The organism is Bacillus sp. A015 (assembly GCF_053851875.1).
In genome coordinates, this window is the sequence record NZ_JBSPZB010000015.1 from 56,387 (window position 1) to 72,681 (window position 16,295).

16 protein-coding genes, 1 pseudogene and 1 other annotated feature are annotated in these 16,295 nt (G+C 40.9%); of the genes and pseudogenes, 4 read left to right on the forward strand and 13 right to left on the reverse strand.

Annotated features, from left to right (window positions below; translation table 11 throughout):
• Positions 1 to 104 precede the first annotated feature (104 nt).
• The 6 genes from ACSLGF_RS13125 to ACSLGF_RS13150 form a co-directional block, all read right to left on the reverse strand.
• Positions 105 to 1,601 (reverse strand): extracellular solute-binding protein, encoded by a 1,497-nt coding sequence (locus tag ACSLGF_RS13125; protein ID WP_456006107.1) that lies wholly within the window; start codon positions 1,599 to 1,601, stop codon positions 105 to 107.
• Positions 1,602 to 1,626: 25 nt separating this feature from the next.
• Positions 1,627 to 2,505, reverse strand: coding sequence for a carbohydrate ABC transporter permease (locus ACSLGF_RS13130; RefSeq protein ID WP_099726808.1), 879 nt, complete (start codon positions 2,503 to 2,505; stop codon positions 1,627 to 1,629).
• 200 nt (positions 2,506 to 2,705) lie between these two features.
• Complete coding sequence (locus tag ACSLGF_RS13135; RefSeq protein ID WP_456006109.1) at positions 2,706 to 3,458, reverse strand: NAD-dependent epimerase/dehydratase family protein; 753 nt, start codon at positions 3,456 to 3,458, stop codon at positions 2,706 to 2,708.
• 47 nt (positions 3,459 to 3,505) lie between these two features.
• Positions 3,506 to 4,408 carry a dienelactone hydrolase family protein gene (locus ACSLGF_RS13140; RefSeq protein WP_099726806.1) on the reverse strand — a complete coding sequence of 301 codons (903 nt, stop codon included), beginning with the start codon at positions 4,406 to 4,408 and terminating at the stop codon, positions 3,506 to 3,508.
• A 130-nt stretch (positions 4,409 to 4,538) separates the two neighbouring features.
• The gene (gene leuS, locus ACSLGF_RS13145; protein ID WP_456006112.1) at positions 4,539 to 6,953 is read right to left on the reverse strand and encodes a leucine--tRNA ligase; all 2,415 of its coding nucleotides are present in this window, start codon (positions 6,951 to 6,953) and stop codon (positions 4,539 to 4,541) included.
• Positions 6,954 to 7,050: 97 nt separating this feature from the next.
• Positions 7,051 to 7,272, reverse strand: a binding site (T-box leader).
• A 103-nt stretch (positions 7,273 to 7,375) separates the two neighbouring features.
• On the reverse strand, positions 7,376 to 7,705 hold the full coding sequence (locus tag ACSLGF_RS13150; protein ID WP_223249904.1) for a DUF4257 domain-containing protein: 330 nt from the start codon (positions 7,703 to 7,705) through the stop codon (positions 7,376 to 7,378).
• A gap of 425 nt (positions 7,706 to 8,130) precedes the next feature.
• Here ACSLGF_RS13150 and ACSLGF_RS13155 point away from each other — a divergent pair.
• Both ACSLGF_RS13155 and ACSLGF_RS13160 read left to right on the forward strand, forming a co-directional pair.
• Positions 8,131 to 8,871: pseudogene (locus ACSLGF_RS13155) on the forward strand (PAS domain-containing protein).
• Between the two features lie 82 nt (positions 8,872 to 8,953).
• On the forward strand, positions 8,954 to 9,655 hold the full coding sequence (locus ACSLGF_RS13160; RefSeq protein ID WP_456006114.1) for a sunset domain-containing protein: 702 nt from the start codon (positions 8,954 to 8,956) through the stop codon (positions 9,653 to 9,655).
• A gap of 55 nt (positions 9,656 to 9,710) precedes the next feature.
• Here the strand turns inward: ACSLGF_RS13160 and ACSLGF_RS13165 are convergent, their stop codons facing one another.
• The 7 genes from ACSLGF_RS13165 to ACSLGF_RS13195 all read right to left on the reverse strand — a co-directional run bounded on the left by ACSLGF_RS13165 (position 9,711) and on the right by ACSLGF_RS13195 (position 14,591).
• A complete protein-coding gene (locus tag ACSLGF_RS13165; RefSeq protein ID WP_456006117.1) occupies positions 9,711 to 11,021 on the reverse strand; it encodes an ABC transporter permease in 1,311 nt (436 codons plus the stop codon).
• Complete coding sequence (locus ACSLGF_RS13170) at positions 11,011 to 11,709, reverse strand: ABC transporter ATP-binding protein (protein WP_456006119.1); 699 nt, start codon at positions 11,707 to 11,709, stop codon at positions 11,011 to 11,013. Before ACSLGF_RS13170 ends, ACSLGF_RS13165 begins: the two co-directional genes overlap by 11 nt.
• Before the next feature lie 21 nt (positions 11,710 to 11,730).
• Positions 11,731 to 12,717 carry an ABC transporter permease subunit gene (locus ACSLGF_RS13175; protein WP_456006121.1) on the reverse strand — a complete coding sequence of 329 codons (987 nt, stop codon included), beginning with the start codon at positions 12,715 to 12,717 and terminating at the stop codon, positions 11,731 to 11,733.
• The gene (locus ACSLGF_RS13180; protein ID WP_099726798.1) at positions 12,711 to 13,589 is read right to left on the reverse strand and encodes an ATP-binding cassette domain-containing protein; all 879 of its coding nucleotides are present in this window, start codon (positions 13,587 to 13,589) and stop codon (positions 12,711 to 12,713) included. The genes ACSLGF_RS13175 and ACSLGF_RS13180 overlap by 7 nt, the downstream gene beginning before the upstream one ends.
• On the reverse strand, positions 13,586 to 13,975 hold the full coding sequence (locus ACSLGF_RS13185) for a GntR family transcriptional regulator (protein WP_456006123.1): 390 nt from the start codon (positions 13,973 to 13,975) through the stop codon (positions 13,586 to 13,588). The genes ACSLGF_RS13180 and ACSLGF_RS13185 overlap by 4 nt, the downstream gene beginning before the upstream one ends.
• 17 nt (positions 13,976 to 13,992) lie before the next feature.
• On the reverse strand, positions 13,993 to 14,172 hold the full coding sequence (locus ACSLGF_RS13190; RefSeq protein WP_008342991.1) for a hypothetical protein: 180 nt from the start codon (positions 14,170 to 14,172) through the stop codon (positions 13,993 to 13,995).
• Positions 14,173 to 14,315: 143 nt separating this feature from the next.
• Positions 14,316 to 14,591 carry a YtzC family protein gene (locus ACSLGF_RS13195; protein WP_024426214.1) on the reverse strand — a complete coding sequence of 92 codons (276 nt, stop codon included), beginning with the start codon at positions 14,589 to 14,591 and terminating at the stop codon, positions 14,316 to 14,318.
• Positions 14,592 to 14,743: 152 nt separating this feature from the next.
• Between ACSLGF_RS13195 and ACSLGF_RS13200 the strand changes: the two genes are divergently transcribed.
• Positions 14,744 to 15,709 (forward strand): TIGR01212 family radical SAM protein, encoded by a 966-nt coding sequence (locus ACSLGF_RS13200; RefSeq protein ID WP_456006125.1) that lies wholly within the window; start codon positions 14,744 to 14,746, stop codon positions 15,707 to 15,709.
• Positions 15,706 to 16,281: a class I SAM-dependent methyltransferase gene (locus ACSLGF_RS13205; RefSeq protein WP_456006127.1), complete on the forward strand. Its 576-nt coding sequence runs from the start codon at positions 15,706 to 15,708 to the stop codon at positions 16,279 to 16,281. Before ACSLGF_RS13200 ends, ACSLGF_RS13205 begins: the two co-directional genes overlap by 4 nt.
• The last annotated feature ends 14 nt before the right edge of the window (positions 16,282 to 16,295 follow it).

Consider the following 16,295-nt stretch of genomic DNA (forward strand, 5'->3'; position numbering starts at 1 on the left):
GTCTTTCTGATTTAAATCAGAACAAACGGATTGGCCCTGATCCAGACAACTTCGACTTTTAATGAAAACACCCCCGCTTTTTCTGCTAAGCGGGGGTGTTCTGTTTATGATTTTTTAAAGGAAGCTTCATATTCCTCAATGATTTTATTTCCACCATTTGATTTCCACTTCTCTACATCTTTCTTAAATTGTTCTTCGTTTATATCTCCAAGAATGAACTTGTAGGTCGCATCATCGATGATTTTCTTCAATTCGTTTCCTCGCTCTGATGCCGTCTCTGAATACAGGCTTTCAGCAGGGTTAGCGACGATGATGTTTTTGTTGTCTTCTTCCAGCTCTTCGTATTTTGTACGAACCGCATCCCCTTTATTTTTTAAGTAGCGTTTATCAATCCCTACGAGGCTGACAAGCGGCTGTACATCTGTCTGCCAGCTTTTCACTTGGCTTTCTTCTCGGATAAATGTATTTCCTTCTTCTTTCTTATAATGCTGACCATCTATACCGTAAGTCATTAAACCATACACATCTTCTTCTGCAATGCGATCAAAGAAAGCCAAAATCCGCTTTAACTCCGCCTCAGATTTAACGCTTGTTTTAGGGAATGCGAAGATGCCATTATGACCGCCTGATGCCCACACACGTTCTTTGCCATCTGGGCCTTTGATTCGATTGAGAATATCCACTTCCATGTTTTTATCTGTCGCATCATCCCTCAGGTTCACCGCATCTACCATATTTCCAACATAGATGCCTGCTTTTCCTTGTGAGAATAATTCTTGCTGCTGTGTTTTACTTGTGACTGGGAAATCTTTGTTTATATAGCCATTGTCACGTAGCTTTTTCATGTATTTCATTGTATTCATATACTCATTTGTCATAAAGTCTGGCGTGAATTTGCCGTTTTCTTCTTTCCAGTCTGTTGGCATTCCTTCATATGAACCAAGTGTTTTAAATGCCCCATAAATCAAATCATTTCGATCTGTAAAGCCAATCGTATCGGCTTTTCCATTTTGGTTCGGATCTTTTTCAGTAAATGCTTTGGCTACTTCATAAAGATCATTCAATGTTTTTGGTGTATCCAAATTTAAATTTTCAAGCCAATCCTTTCGAATGACAATCCCTTGTCTTGAAAGCGGTCTCTCTCTATAAATTCCATAAAGCTTACCGTCTATAGAGGCGTTTTTATTAATCAGTTCGTTCATCTTACTTAAATTTGGATAATCCTTTAAATACGGACCGATTTCCCAGAACATGCCTGATCTGAACGCATTAATAGCAGACGAATTCTTAATGTCTTGGATCGTGACAATTTGCGGGAGATTCCCTGCGGCAAGTGCTGAATTTAAACGGTCTTCTTTCACAGCATCAGGCACCCACGTAATATCAAGCTCTGTATTTGTAAGCTTCTCAATCTCTTTTAATACTGAATCCTTCGGCGGCTGCTGATGATACAAAATGGCCATCCAAGTCAGCTTCACCTTTTTGTCTAAATCAACCTTCTCATCTGATGAGCTTGCGCCTTTACTTGAGCACGCTGAAAGAATGCCACTTGCTGCAAACAGCAGGACAAACGCTATCAACCATAATTTCTTTCTCCCCATAAGATCCCTCCGTTGTTCCATCTTTTTAACCCTTTACAGAACCTAGTAATGCCCCTTTGTTGAAATGCTTTTGAATAAATGGATAGACAAGCAGCACCGGAATGGTCGCCACGACAATGACAGCCATTTTAATGGTTTGGTCTGGCGGTGGTGTGGATGAGCCCATATCCGACATATCTCCCTGCATTCCGCTCGATACAATCACAATCTGCCTCAGTAGTACTTGAATCGGCCATTTCACCGAATCATTTAAATACAGGATGGCGGTCATGTACGTATTCCAATACGTCACGGCATAAAAAAGTGAAATCGTCGCAATGGCTGGTAAAGAAAGAGGAAGCACAATTTTAAAGAAGATCCCTAAATCGTTACACCCATCCATCTTAGCTGATTCCTCAAGGCTTGCCGGAATATTTTGAAAGAAGTTTTTCAAAATGATCAAATTGAACGCATTGATGGCGACCGGTAGTATGAGTGACCAATAGGTATCAAGGAGCCCAAGTGTTTTCACAACAATAAACGTCGGGATCATCCCTCCACTAAACAGCATCGTGAAGACAACGAGAAACATAAGTGTTCTCCGGCCTTTTAACTCCTGGCGAGACAGCCCGTATGCCATGAGAGAGGACAAAAACATGCTGACAGCTGTTCCAACGAGCGTGACGAGAATGGACACAATGAGGCTGCGATACACAATATCTGTAGAAAAGATATATCGGTATGCCTCAAGAGAAAACGTTGCCGGGAACAAGATAAACTTCTTCGTGATGACCTCTTCTACCGTAGCAAAAGAGGCGGCAATGACATGGATGAACGGGAGCACACATATTAATGCGAACATGAGTAGAAAAGAGTAATTAAATAAATTGAACAATCGGCCTTTAAGAGAACGGTCTATGTTCATCACGCCCTTTCTTTGTAAGCGTTATCATTTCATCTGAAAATAAGCTACAGCCTGTGACGATATCGTGATTAAAATGTAACAAACGGGGGGAGAAAGCGTCTATAATCATTTTGACAGACCAAACAGATCATTATGCCAGTCGTGCTTTTATGCTCTTGAAACAAAAGAATAAGATCATAAGCTAATGACATGATTATGCCCTATGCCTGATCATTTTCTTCAAGGATTTCCGTCGTATTGACATCTGGTCTGTAGCCTAACTCCTGCTTCGTTTTCTCAGTGGACCAAGGCTTTTCTTCATTTTCTGATACGGCATAATATGTCCCAAAGGGAACTTCCGTTTCAATCGCTGCCTTTGTCATCCCAACAAGATCTTCATGTGAAAGCAGCGTTCTTTTCGTTCTTTTTTTCTTGTGTAATTCCTCCATTTCATCTGTCACAACGGTTCCAATCCGCAAATTGATGACAGACATCCCCGTTTGATCGTGGAATAAACGTCCTAACTGTTCAGAGGCAAATTTTAAAATGCCATACACATTTTTTGTCGCAGGCACATCGTCAGTCGTAATGTTTCGCCTTAGTAAGGAATGACCATCCTTTTCATAACGATCGGTCACATGGTTACTGCTTGCAAAAATGACTTTTGGTATGCTTAACCGAGCCGCTGAACGAAACATATGATAGGTGCTCCGCCAAAAAACATCATTCATTTTTGTGAATTCCTCTGCATTCATCACGTCATGCGTCATGTCCATGTTTAGAAGATGAATGAGGACATCTGTATCTCGCGGAATCACCTGATATAATTCCTGTTCATTCGTTGCATCCGCTAAAATGACTTTCTCTACACAGCTTGTTTGATCAATGATGTTGATGTTGTACTCAGAAGAGAGCCCTTTTGTTAAAAGACGTCCGATCACACCGCATCCGCCAATGATGGTGATTTTTTTCATATGTCTCCTCCTTCCTTTTGGCGTAGTATGTCCAAGCCTTTTATTGATTACAGCCACTTTTTCAAAAATCGTGTTGCTTCGTGACGCATAGCGGCTGTTTCAAAATGACCTGCATGAAGACCAACAAGCTGATACCGTTCTTTCAATGAAGCAGTTTGATAGGTTTGACTCAATACCTTTTGAATTCGCCCAACGCCTTCAGCAGGCGTGAGCTGATCGAGTTTTCCAACCAAGCTTAAATGGGGTCTTGGAAAAATCATTTCCTGGATATCCGCTGCTGTAAAATGCTTGGCTAAGCTCGGTACATAGTAGTAAAAGCCGTGCCGGTCTAAATTGTTCGTTTCAATCAATGTGTGATGATCTACCTGTGCGCAAAGATCGATACACACACTGACCCGCTCATCAAGCGCAGCCGTCCACCATGAAAGAAGACCACCCATTGACATCCCAAAAACGGCTAACCGCTCTGGCAGCACATCGGATCGAGACAGCAAATAATCGATTGCACACATGCTTTCATACAGCATCATGCCCCACATCACTTTTCCAGTTAAAAGCATTTCCTTGAAAATTTCACTTTCCGTTCTACCCCTTCTTTCACCAAAGCCTGCATGGTCAATTGCCAGCACACTATATCCTTTTGACGTGAACTCTTTTGCGTATGAAGGTGCTTGCAAATAATGAGCACCCTTTAACAACTCGTCCTTCCCATCCATGTAATTCCCGCCATGAGAATGTTGGAACAACACAACCGGTCTTTTCTTCACTGTATCCTTCGGCTTCACAAAATAAGCGGGCACTTCCTCTACGCCATGAATAGAGAGAATGAGTGTTTCGACTAAGTAAGATTCACGTTCTTCAATTTTTAACGTATAAGCCTCCACGCGATGGCGTTCTGGCATCTCTCCTAACAGACTGAGCAGTTGTTCACGTTTGCTTTCCTTTTCCATTGACGTCACTCCTCATTTTCTTGATCAACTTTTAAAATACGAGATCAATAGGGGAATCACCTTGTTTTCGACAAAATTATGTCCCGGGAAATAACAAACACCCACCGGTTTATACCGATGGGTGTAGTCATTAGTTCGCAACAATATTGACAAGCTTACCAGGGACCGCAATCACTTTACGAATGGTTTTTCCTTGAAGCTGTTCTTTTACTCGTGCATCATTTTTTGCAAGTTCTTCTAACTGTTCCCTTGTTGCGTCAGCAGGAACGGTTAATTTTGCTTTCACTTTACCATTTAGCTGTACGACAATTTCTACTTCATCGTCGACAAGCTTTGACTCGTCATATTGCGGCCATGCTTCATAAGAAATCGACCCTTCATGACCAAGTTTATTCCAAAGCTCTTCAGCTAAATGCGGTGCAATTGGAGAAAGAAGTTTCACAAAGCCTTCTGCATATTCTTTCGGCAGTGTATCAGCCTTGTAGGCATCATTGATAAACACCATTAATTGTGAAATTCCTGTATTGAAACGTAAGCCTTCATAATGATCTGTCACCTTCATCACTGTTTCATGATAGCTGCGTTCTAATGCGCCGCCGGATTGCTCCGTCACTTTGTCACTGATTGAGCCATCTTCATTTGTGAATAGACGCCATACACGGTCAAGGAAACGGCGAGCGCCATCAAGTCCTGTTTCGGACCAAGCGATTGACGCATCTAAAGGTCCCATGAACATTTCATAAAGTCTTAATGTATCCGCGCCATGAGATTCTACGATGTCATCTGGGTTGACTACGTTCCCTTTTGATTTACTCATTTTTTCATTATTCTCGCCAAGAATCATTCCTTGGTTGAACAATTTCATGAAAGGCTCTTTTGTTGGGACAACGCCGATATCATATAAGAATTTATGCCAGAAGCGCGCATATAAAAGATGCAGTACGGCATGTTCTGCTCCGCCAATATACACATCAACCGGAAGCCATTTCTTTAGCTTTTCAGGAGATGCAAGCTCTTCCGTGTTATGTGGATCAATATAACGTAAGAAGTACCAGCAGCTGCCTGCCCATTGCGGCATTGTATTCGTTTCACGACGTCCTTTTTTACCTGTAACAGGATCTACAACCTCAACCCACTCTTTTATATTGGCTAAAGGTGATTCACCTGTTCCACTTGGCTTAATTTCAGTCGTCTTAGGCAAGATCAGTGGAAGCTCTTCCTCTGAAACAGCTGAAGATGTTCCGTCCTCCCAATGAATGATTGGAATTGGCTCACCCCAGTAACGCTGACGGCTGAATAGCCAGTCTCTTAAACGATACGTGACTTTCTTTTCACCTTTTTGATGTTCTTCAAGCCATGCAATGGCTTTTTCAATCGCTTCTTCTTTCCCTAAGCCATTTAAGAAGTCAGAGTTAATGTGTTTTCCATCACCTGTGTAAGCTTCTTTTTCAATGTCTCCGCCTTCTACAACTTCTTTAATTGGAAGATCAAATGTCTTAGCGAATTCATAATCTCGCTCATCATGGGCAGGTACTGCCATAATAGCTCCCGTTCCATAAGTAGCTAACACGTAATCTGCAATCCAGATCGGCATCTTTTCACCATTTAATGGATTGATGGCATACGCACCTGTGAAAATACCCGTTTTCGTTTTAGCAAGATCTGTCCGCTCTAAGTCGCTCTTAGATTGAATTTCTTTGATATACGCATCCACTGCTTCTTTTTGAGCAGCTGATGTAATTTTTCCAACAAGCGCATGTTCTGGTGCAAGCACCGCATACGTTGCACCAAATAGTGTATCAGGACGCGTTGTAAAAACGGTAAACTGTTCGTTATGTCCTTCTACTTCAAAGTGAACATGCGCACCTTCAGAACGTCCGATCCAATTACGCTGCATATCTTTGATGCTTTCAGGCCAATCAATGTCTTCTAAATCTTCTAACAGCCTGTCCGCATATGCCGTAATTCTCAGCATCCATTGCTTCATTGGACGTCTTTCAACAGGATGTCCTCCGCGTTCACTTTTTCCATCAATGACTTCTTCGTTTGCAAGGACCGTGCCGAGCGCTGGGCACCAGTTAACTGGTACTTCATCGATATACGCCAATCCTTTTTCATACAATTTCAAGAAAATCCATTGTGTCCATTTGTAATAATTCGGATCTGTCGTATTGATTTCTCGATCCCAGTCATACGAAAATCCTAAAGATTGAATTTGGCGGCGGAAGTTATTGATGTTCTCTTCTGTAAAGAGCGCCGGATCATTTCCTGTATCCAGTGCATACTGCTCCGCTGGAAGACCAAAGGCATCCCATCCCATTGGATGAAGAACATCATATCCCTGCATACGTTTCATACGTGATAAAATATCCGTTGCTGTGTAGCCCTCAGGATGCCCAACATGAAGCCCTGCTCCTGATGGATATGGAAACATATCAAGCGCATAAAACTTTGGTTTACCTTCCGAGTCAGATGTGGCGAATGTTTTATGTGTCAGCCAATAATCCTGCCACTTCTTTTCAATTTCCCGATGCTGAAAACTCAATATGAAAACCTCCTTTAATATGTACGGCTTTATCTGCTCAGATGACCACTGCAAGAATTCAGATTTTTCTAAAATCAACAAAAAACCCTCATCCCTGGAAAGGGACGAGAGATTTTTTGGTTCCCGCGGTACCACCCTTGTTAGCGTAACTTGCTGTTCGTACGCTCGCTTAATATCTTTAACGCAGACATGCGACAGAAGCTTTAACGCAACTGCAACTCTGAGGCGAGTTCAGAAGCAGATTTGATTGACTTTCACCAGCCGTCAATTCTCTAAAGACAAATACTGCTTTCCTACTACTCCTCTTCACTGTTCTTATCGTAACCGTCATCTAAGTAGTATTTTATAGAATTATGATCATAAGTGCAAGCAGGTTTGTATACAATGGGAATGTACCCTAGACTAGGGTAAAGTAGAGGATATTATTCGTGTGGAGATCGGTTATGACGGTTGGAGTCTGCATCCTGTGAACGCTGTTCTCTCACAAAATCGAAGCTTCGCAGAACTGCTTCTCCTCCGTAACCTGAAATAATTGATAAGATGACCAAGTGCAGACTAGAATCGGGATTTGAGGATAAGACAAGCAGTGTAGCGGCAATCATCCCAACGAGCCAATCTTCAATAAACCCTAGGTAAATAAACTTTTTTGTCATTCTGGGCTTCTCTAGCCTGCCTTTTTTCTTTACGTGACCGAGAATGCCCATGACCCCTCCAATGGCGCAAGCAATAATGACTTGTTGCAGCATTTTCATCACCTTCCTAAAGCCCTTAGAATAGTAAAGCGACTTCAGGCTGTCCAGCCCCCTGTAATGCCATTCTGCTGTTCCGTCATAATCCATGTAAAAGGTCTATTCTCTCTAACGAAGAAAAAAAGCTTGTTTCTTCCATTATATGTGAATGACCCAAAAACAATCTTGATGCATTGGAATCATTTTCACCTAATCCATATTAACTATTTTTGTCATTTTATGAATTATGAGCAATTGATTCCTTCTTTTTCTAAAGAAAAGTCTCCTTACTTACTCTATTCTAATGGAGGACAAACTATGATGACAAATTTAACAAAGTGTTTGCAATCACCGAAAAAGAACATATGTTCTTTTTCGTTTATAAAGAATTATTTTGGTTGAAAAGAAACCATTTTAAATGTCTGATAGCAGCAGCAAAGGAGGGTAATATGGTCAGCTTGAACATCTTCGGCTTGCAAAAACAGCTTGAACTCATAAAAAAAGCGCTAGATCATGCGCGGATTGCTGTTGTCATTACAGACCCTTCTTTAGAGGATAACCCTATCGTTTATGTGAATCATGGCTTTACACAAATGACTGGATACAAACCAGATGAGATTCTTGGGCGTCGTTGTCGATTCCTCCAAGGAAAAGACACAGCTCAAAAATTATAAAAAAGACGGCACTTTTTTTGGAATGAACTCAATATAGATCCTCTATACATTGAACAAGATGACAAAACATTTTTCATTGGCTTTCAAAAGGATATTACGAAACAGAAAGAATATGAACAGCTCCTAGAAGATTCCTTAAAGGAAGTCACCTCTCTTTCGACGCCAATCGCCCCAATCAAAAATGGTGTGTCCGCTCTTCCACTCATCGGAAAACTATCTGAAGAACGCTTTGATGCCATTGTCGCTAAGTTAACTTGTATATTAGGTGATTCAAAGGATGATTATTTAATCGTCGATCTTTCTGGTTTAATCGATGTAGATGATTCCGTCGCAGCACGAATTTTCAAACTGCACCATCCCCTCAACTTAACTGGAACGGAACTGATCATTACTGGGATCAAACCACAGCTTGCGATGAAAATGAAAGACTTGGATACAGATTTCCAACATACCATCACATATTTGACGGTAAAAGAAGCTATTAAAGGATTGCCATTAGCTGAAAGCCCTGTGTAACAGGTTTTTTTATTTGAATCACTCTACAAAATGGAAAAATGAGGTATGATAGGTGTAAATAGAGATTTAGGGGGGCTGCTAGATGATCTTTTTACTCATCATAGGTCTTTTATGCTTTTGTTTCGCCATAGGATATGCCGCTAATTTCTTCTTATTCAAACACCAGAACCAAAGGATTTTTTCAAAGGGACTCTTTTATCCTTTTTTGATCATTGGTCTCGTTTTTTCCATCATGTCGTTACCATTTGTGGCCACAGATGCTCCTAGGGCACAAGCAGATCCAACTTCCGAACAGCTGTTAAAGGATCAAAAACAATTAGCATCTGAAAATTCTCGCCTGAAGGAAGATAAAGAGTCGCTTACATCCTCTTTAGAAGACGCGACAAAAGAAAAAGAAAAACTGTCAAAAAAGCTAGAAAACATCACCTCAGAAAAAGAAACAGTAAAACAGCAAGAGGAGACCATTCAAGAGCTTGAAGAGAAAATAGACAAGCTGACCTCTAGCAACGAAACACTCAAAAAAGAAAACAAGAAAAAAAATAATGAAACTCAATCCTCAACCGTCCAGCGCTCCGCTCCTAAGGATGAGGGAACGAATACGGGCGGGCATGAGTCACAAAAGGAAACAAAAAAAGAATCGGCCGCCTGTAACATCAAAGGGAGTGTGAATGGCATTTATCATACACCGAGCAGCAGATACTACTCGCGAACAAAAAATGTAACCGAGCTGTTCTGCTCCGTAGAAGAGGCAGAGCGAGCAGGCTACAGGGCACCTAAGCAATAGCTATGCTTCACGATCAAAAACCTCCTGTCAGCCCACTAGGAACAGGAGGTTCTTTTTAAATTTCTCTTCTTAATGCGGTTAATACATTCGTTTTCGTTGCCTTACGTGCTGGGTTGAGTCCAGATATAATCGCTACCCCTGCGCTAATCACTGTCGCTGTGATCACAAGACTTAGCGGAATATAGGAGAAGGTAATCGAGAATTGATCGCTTGATCCTCCCTCAGACATGGAAGACAAAATGGATGGAATAATTAAATTGACTGCGAAACTAATGAGATACGAGATGATAATACCGATGATCGATCCAATCACCCCAATATAAGCACTTTCCATTAGAAACATTCGCTTGATAATGGATGGATTCGCGCCAATAGCTTTCATAATACCAATCTCTTGTGTTCGCTCTGTTACCGCCATTGTCATCGTATTGAAAATACCAATTGCAGAAATAATGACCGCAATACATCCGACAAAAATGAGTCCAATTTTGAAGACCGTAAAGAACATATCCATTCCTTCGAGCTGGTTCGTCACAGAGATGACTTGGTAGCCCTCATCTGTCAGCTTATTCGTGAGCGCACCGACATTGTCGAATTTGTCTGCATAGACAGAGGTCATTTTGTCGACATTGCCGGCTTCAGGAGACATATCCAGCATTTGACCAAATTCTTTTTCATAAGCATTCGGAATGAGAATTTTATGATCCTGCTGCCACTCCAAATTCGGCTTTTTCATGACACCTACTACACGGAAATCAAATGTTTTTTCTTTGACGACTTCATTTTCTTCATTTAGTTTTGGCACCTTGATTTGAATGACTTTATTTAAAATATCCTTCGTATAGCCCTTTGGCTCTTTCGGTGATTCTTCACCATTAGACATCTGATTGACTTCTTTTTCATAGTCTTTGCGTTCTTTTTCCGTCCACAGTTGTTCTGCCATATGATACCCGACCACAATTTCGTTCGCTGATGTTGGGACTTTTCCTCGGTCTAGCTCAAGCCCTGCTTCTTTTTCTTCCTTCATATCCGTCAGAGCAACCTGCGTTTCACTTGAGCGGTCATCGAGCTCAACATTTAACAATGGATTGAGAGACGTTCTTGAGACAACAGATTTCACATGATCATATTTCTTTAAATCATCAACCTTGACGTCTCCTTTTTCTTTACCTAACACTTTAATTTCTGTGATGATTTGCTGCTTCATGATTTCATCTTCAGCCGATTTTTGCAGACCAAAACCGACAGACGCTAGAACGATTAAGAAAGAGCATGCCATTGTGGTCGCAAGAATGGTCATAAACACACGCAATCTATTTTTCTTCATGTTTCTTCTAATGAATTTGACCTGATCTCTAAATTTCAATGGACTGTTCCCCTTTCTTTAATACACCATCATGAAGCTGGAACGTTGTGTCTGCGATTGAAGCGACTTCATCGTCATGTGTAATGATGACAAATGTAATTCCTTTTTCACGATTGAGCTGCTGGATAAAGGCTAGAATTTCTCCTTCGGTTTCCGAATCCAAACTGCCTGTTGGTTCATCGGCTAAAATAATAGATGGATTTAAAATCAAAGCTCTTGCAATACTCACACGCTGCTGCTGTCCACCTGACAGCTCATTTGGATAATGCCCTGCATGATGCTCAAGGCCTACTCGTTTGAGCATTTCTTTTACTTTCGCCTTACGTTCAGACGGCTTCACACCTTTTAAAGTGAGCGGAAGTTCAACATTCTCAAACGTTGTTAAGCTCCCGATCAATTGAAAGCTTTGAAAGATAAAGCCAAAGTGATCTAAACGAAAGTCCGCCCATTCTTTTTCATTAAAGCCAGTCACATTGGTTCCATCGATGACAATTTGTCCGCTCGTTGGCGTAATATATCCTGAAATTAAATTTAATAAGGTAGATTTCCCCGAGCCACTTCGTCCGATGATACAAGCAATGTCGCCTCTTTTGATGGATAGGTCAATGCCTTTGAGCACAGGAATTTCGTTTTCTCTGCCCTTCTTACCAATTTTAAACACATGATCTAACACTTGAATCTGAATCATCTCTACTCCCCTACTCTCTGTTTATCTTTTTCGATATATCAAGAAATAACTTGTCAGTACGCCTACAGCTCCACCGATTAACATGCCAGCGATATAACCAAACATTGAATTGTCTGACGAAAATCCAACCCAGCCAAACCCTAGAACACCAAAGACAATCACCATAATTTGAATCGGTCTATCCATTTTTGAGTAAAGAAAGAAGCGGCCATTTCGTTCAATTGGGTGTTTCATAAAACTAAACAGACCAATGAGATAAAATACAAACATCATAACAATTGGCACAATGAATTCTTCACCAGTGAACCAAATTGGATATTCAGGTTGAAAACGTTCAGTTGTGATATAAGTAATTGGGGAAATGGGCGATATCAAATTATTGAAGATCTTATCCATCCAAATCCCACTTGTTTTCATGATAAAATCTATATGAACGATCGGTAGGCCAATCAATAAAAAGGGTAAAATGGCTGTGCTGAATGCAACGATCGCTTGAGAAATGGCGCTTCCTGTTAAAGTACCAGCCGCAAAAAACAAACTATAGATCATCAAGGAGGATACCGTCGCAAATAAATAACCGCTATTAAAACCAGGTGTCTTTAGTGGGTCGAGGCCTAATATGAGTAAATAAGAGAGAACATATGAGACGACATGAACGATGGCAATGATTCCAGCGCCTAGGAAAAATTTTGTATGATAGATGGTACTTCTGCTAAACGGCAAGGATAAGGTAAAGTCCATTTGCCCTTTATTCCTCTCAAATCCAAGCTGAATCACAGCAAAGAAGATTCCCATTAACCATGAAAGAGAAAGGAAAGTATCTGTCTTAAAGATATAAGAAAAACGTGGTGTATCCACAATACACGCTGTATCCTTTAGGCATGATTGAAAAGACGAATAATCCATTAAGAATGCAAAGGGCGTCGCAAGCGCCGCAACAAGCATCACTAAAATGAATGTCAGCTCTGATTGCTTCCATTCCTTAAATAATAATTGCTGCTTTACCATCTGCGTTTCCCTCCAAACTTCGCAATGAATACTTCTTCTAAATTCACAGGCAGTTCATGCCATACTTTCGGCTGTAATGATTTCAAATACTCTTTTGCCTCTACATCTGTTTTGAGCACAAGCGCTGTATAGAAAACACCTGCTTGATCTAAAATGGAGACGCCTTTTTTTCTAATACTTAAATTCATATCTTCTTCAAATGCCATTTGGATTTTGACATAGTCATTCTTTAATTCATCTAAATCCATGACACTTGTGAGTTGATTGCCTTCTAAAAATCCAATTCGATTACACATACGCTCAATATCCTCTAAGCGGTGAGAGGTAATTAAAATCGTCGTTTGTCGTTCTGCCACCTCATCAATCATCAGCTGAAGAACGTCGTTTCTAGTGACCGCATCAATCCCATCTGTCGGCTCATCTAACAAAATGACCGCTGGTTTGATGGCAAAGCTTAAAATTAATGACAGCTGTTTCTTTAAACCTGTCGACAATTCACGATATTTCACTTTTTCCGGAATCTCATAACGGTTCACCAGCTCATTGGCATATGTCACGTCAAACTTCGGATAAATTTGCTTTAACAGCTGTACTAGCTGTCCGTAATTGTACCTGTCAAAGTAAGGATTCACGACCGGCATATACACAATATTTTGCTTCACTAAGGGGTGTTCTTTCACCAGTACGTCTTTAAAATAAATCTCTCCTTCATCCGGAAGAAGAATTTGCTGAATCAATCTGAGAAGTGTTGTTTTTCCTGAGCCATTCCGGCCAAGCAGACCGAAGATCTCTCCTTCGCCTATCTTGAAGGAAACGTCACTGAGTACTTCGCGTCCATTTAATTTCTTCGATACATTTCTGACCTCAATCAACCTTGTTTTCCTCCTTTTAGACTTGAGCCGATCTCTTCTAGCCATTCTTTGAGTTGATGAATGTCAATACCGGCATAATGAGCTTCTATGATGAGTTGTCTTAATTGCTCCTTCATCTCCAGCACCTTCCCTTCATTCAGCTTTAATTGGGCACCTTCTGTTACATACGTACCGCGGCCTCTTAGTGTTTCAATAATTCCTTCCCGCTCAAGCTCTTTATACGCTTTGCTGACGGTGTTTGGATTCGCGATGATGATGGTGGCCAGCTCTCTTACAGAAGGCAGTTTGTCACCAGGTTTCATCACACCTTTTAGGCACAAAATTTTCAACTGCTCAATGATTTGTTCATATATTGGCGCAGCGCTTCTTGGATCTATTTGAATCATGATGGTTCCCTCTTTTCTCATTCATGCTTTTGCAGTCCTATCGCTTGATCATGTCCTTGCATTAAAGGGACCGAATTTGGTATAAAATCTTTTTGAACTTCAAAACCAATGAAAACGAGAACGAAAAAAAATGTACATGCTAACGCAACAGCCAGCACCATCCACTTCAAATTGATTGGCTTTTTTTCTTTTTTCATGGTTGAACACCTTTCTTCACTTTTTAAGTGTCTGTAGTGTATTAGTTGATATAGTACACTTAATACAATATAGACACCCAGTATAAAAGTCAATAGCTTATTAAAAAAATAAAAAACAGACCCTTAAAAGAAGGATCTGTTCATCATTCATTATCGTAAGAAATCCCTAAAATCATTTGGTTTTGCAAGCTTTGAATTTGAACACGCGCCCTGTCTAACCGTTCTCTTTGCTGGTCATTGGCGACATCTTTTAATTTTTCTAATTCGTTGACCGTATTCTCAAGCATGAGCTGTGCTTTAGAAAACTCTTCCTCATTATAATGTTCCTGCCGTGAGCTCAAATCAAATTGTTCACTTGCAAACTCAAGGGTTTCAGTACTTTTTTGGATAAATTCATCGATCGACTGCCTTGTTGCCATCTTACATTCCCTCCATTTCATCATCGCTCCCGCCTATTTTGCCCATGTAAAGCTTTTTCACTAAAGAAAATGTTGGACAGATTCAATTGTCCTCCTTCGTGATTTTTGTTAAACTTTAAGGATGCCTATTATTATGCAAGGAGGTTACTGACTTGGATCAGCATAACCCTTTTTTATATTCAAACAGCGAAAAACGTTATCACACGTGGAACTATCATTTACGCGAGCACTTTGGTCATAAAGTGTTTAAAGTCGCCTTAGATGGTGGCTTTGATTGCCCAAACCGTGATGGTACTGTAGCCCACGGAGGCTGTACATTTTGCAGTGCCGCTGGGTCTGGTGATTTTGCAGGAAACCGGGCTGATGATCTCATCACTCAATTTAATGAAATCAAAGACCGGATGCACACAAAATGGAAAGACGGAAAATACATGGCGTATTTCCAGGCGTATACAAATACACATGCGCCGCTTCCTGTCTTAAAAGAAAAATACGAAACCGTCATGAAACTGGATGGAGTGGTTGGTTTATCTATTGCGACAAGACCTGACTGTCTGCCAGATGACGTTGTGGAATATTTAGCTGAATTAAACGAGCGCACTTATCTATGGGTAGAGCTTGGCCTTCAAACCGTACACGAACGGACAGCTATGCTTATCAACCGTGCCCATGATTATGAATGCTACGTAGAAGGTGTAGAAAAACTGCGAAAACACGGAATTCGTGTCTGCTCGCATATCATTAACGGATTGCCTCTTGAAAACCGGGACATGATGATGGAAACAGCAAAAGCTGTCGCTGATCTAGATGTGCAAGGAATCAAAATTCATTTACTTCACCTATTAAAAGGCACACCAATGGTCAAGCAATACGAAAAAGGCAAGCTTGAGTTTTTAAGCCAGGAGGAATATGTTCAGCTTGTTTGTGATCAACTGGAGATCCTGCCGCCAGAAATGATTATTCATCGTATTACAGGCGATGGTCCAATTGAATTAATGGTTGGTCCGATGTGGAGTGTAAATAAGTGGGAAGTACTTAATGCCATTAATGCTGAGCTTGAAAGACGAAACAGCTATCAAGGCAAACGTTTCGTCAGATTGGAAGAAGCGGCCAAATGATTTTAAAGCGCATGCTCCCTTTTAGTAAAGAGCTGTTAGAACGTGCTTGTAAAAAAGGCGATATCGTCATTGATGCAACGATGGGAAATGGCCACGATACACTCTATTTAGCTGACCTTGTAGGAAAAGATGGACAAGTTTTTGCATTCGACGTTCAGGAGGAGGCCTTAAAGCAAACAAGCAAAAGGCTTGGTGAGCAATATCCTTACGTTCACCTCATCCACGATGGACATGAAAAACTGACTGATCACTTACCAGCGGATGTTTATGGGCACATATCTGGTGCAGTCTTTAACCTTGGGTACCTGCCCGGAGGCGATAAAACCGTCACCACTCATGCTCATACGACCATTGAAGCGATCAAACAGCTCATTGACTGGCTAAAGCCCGGGGGTCTGATCGTTCTTGTCATTTACCACGGTCATCCCGAAGGAAAAAAAGAAAAAGAAGTGCTTCTTGATTATTGCAGGTCTCTTCATCATGAAGAAGTACAAGTCTTGTCTTATCAATACATGAATATTCATAACGACCCACCCTTTGTGGTAGCGATTGAAAAAAAGCTCAAATCCTAATGGATTTGAGCTTT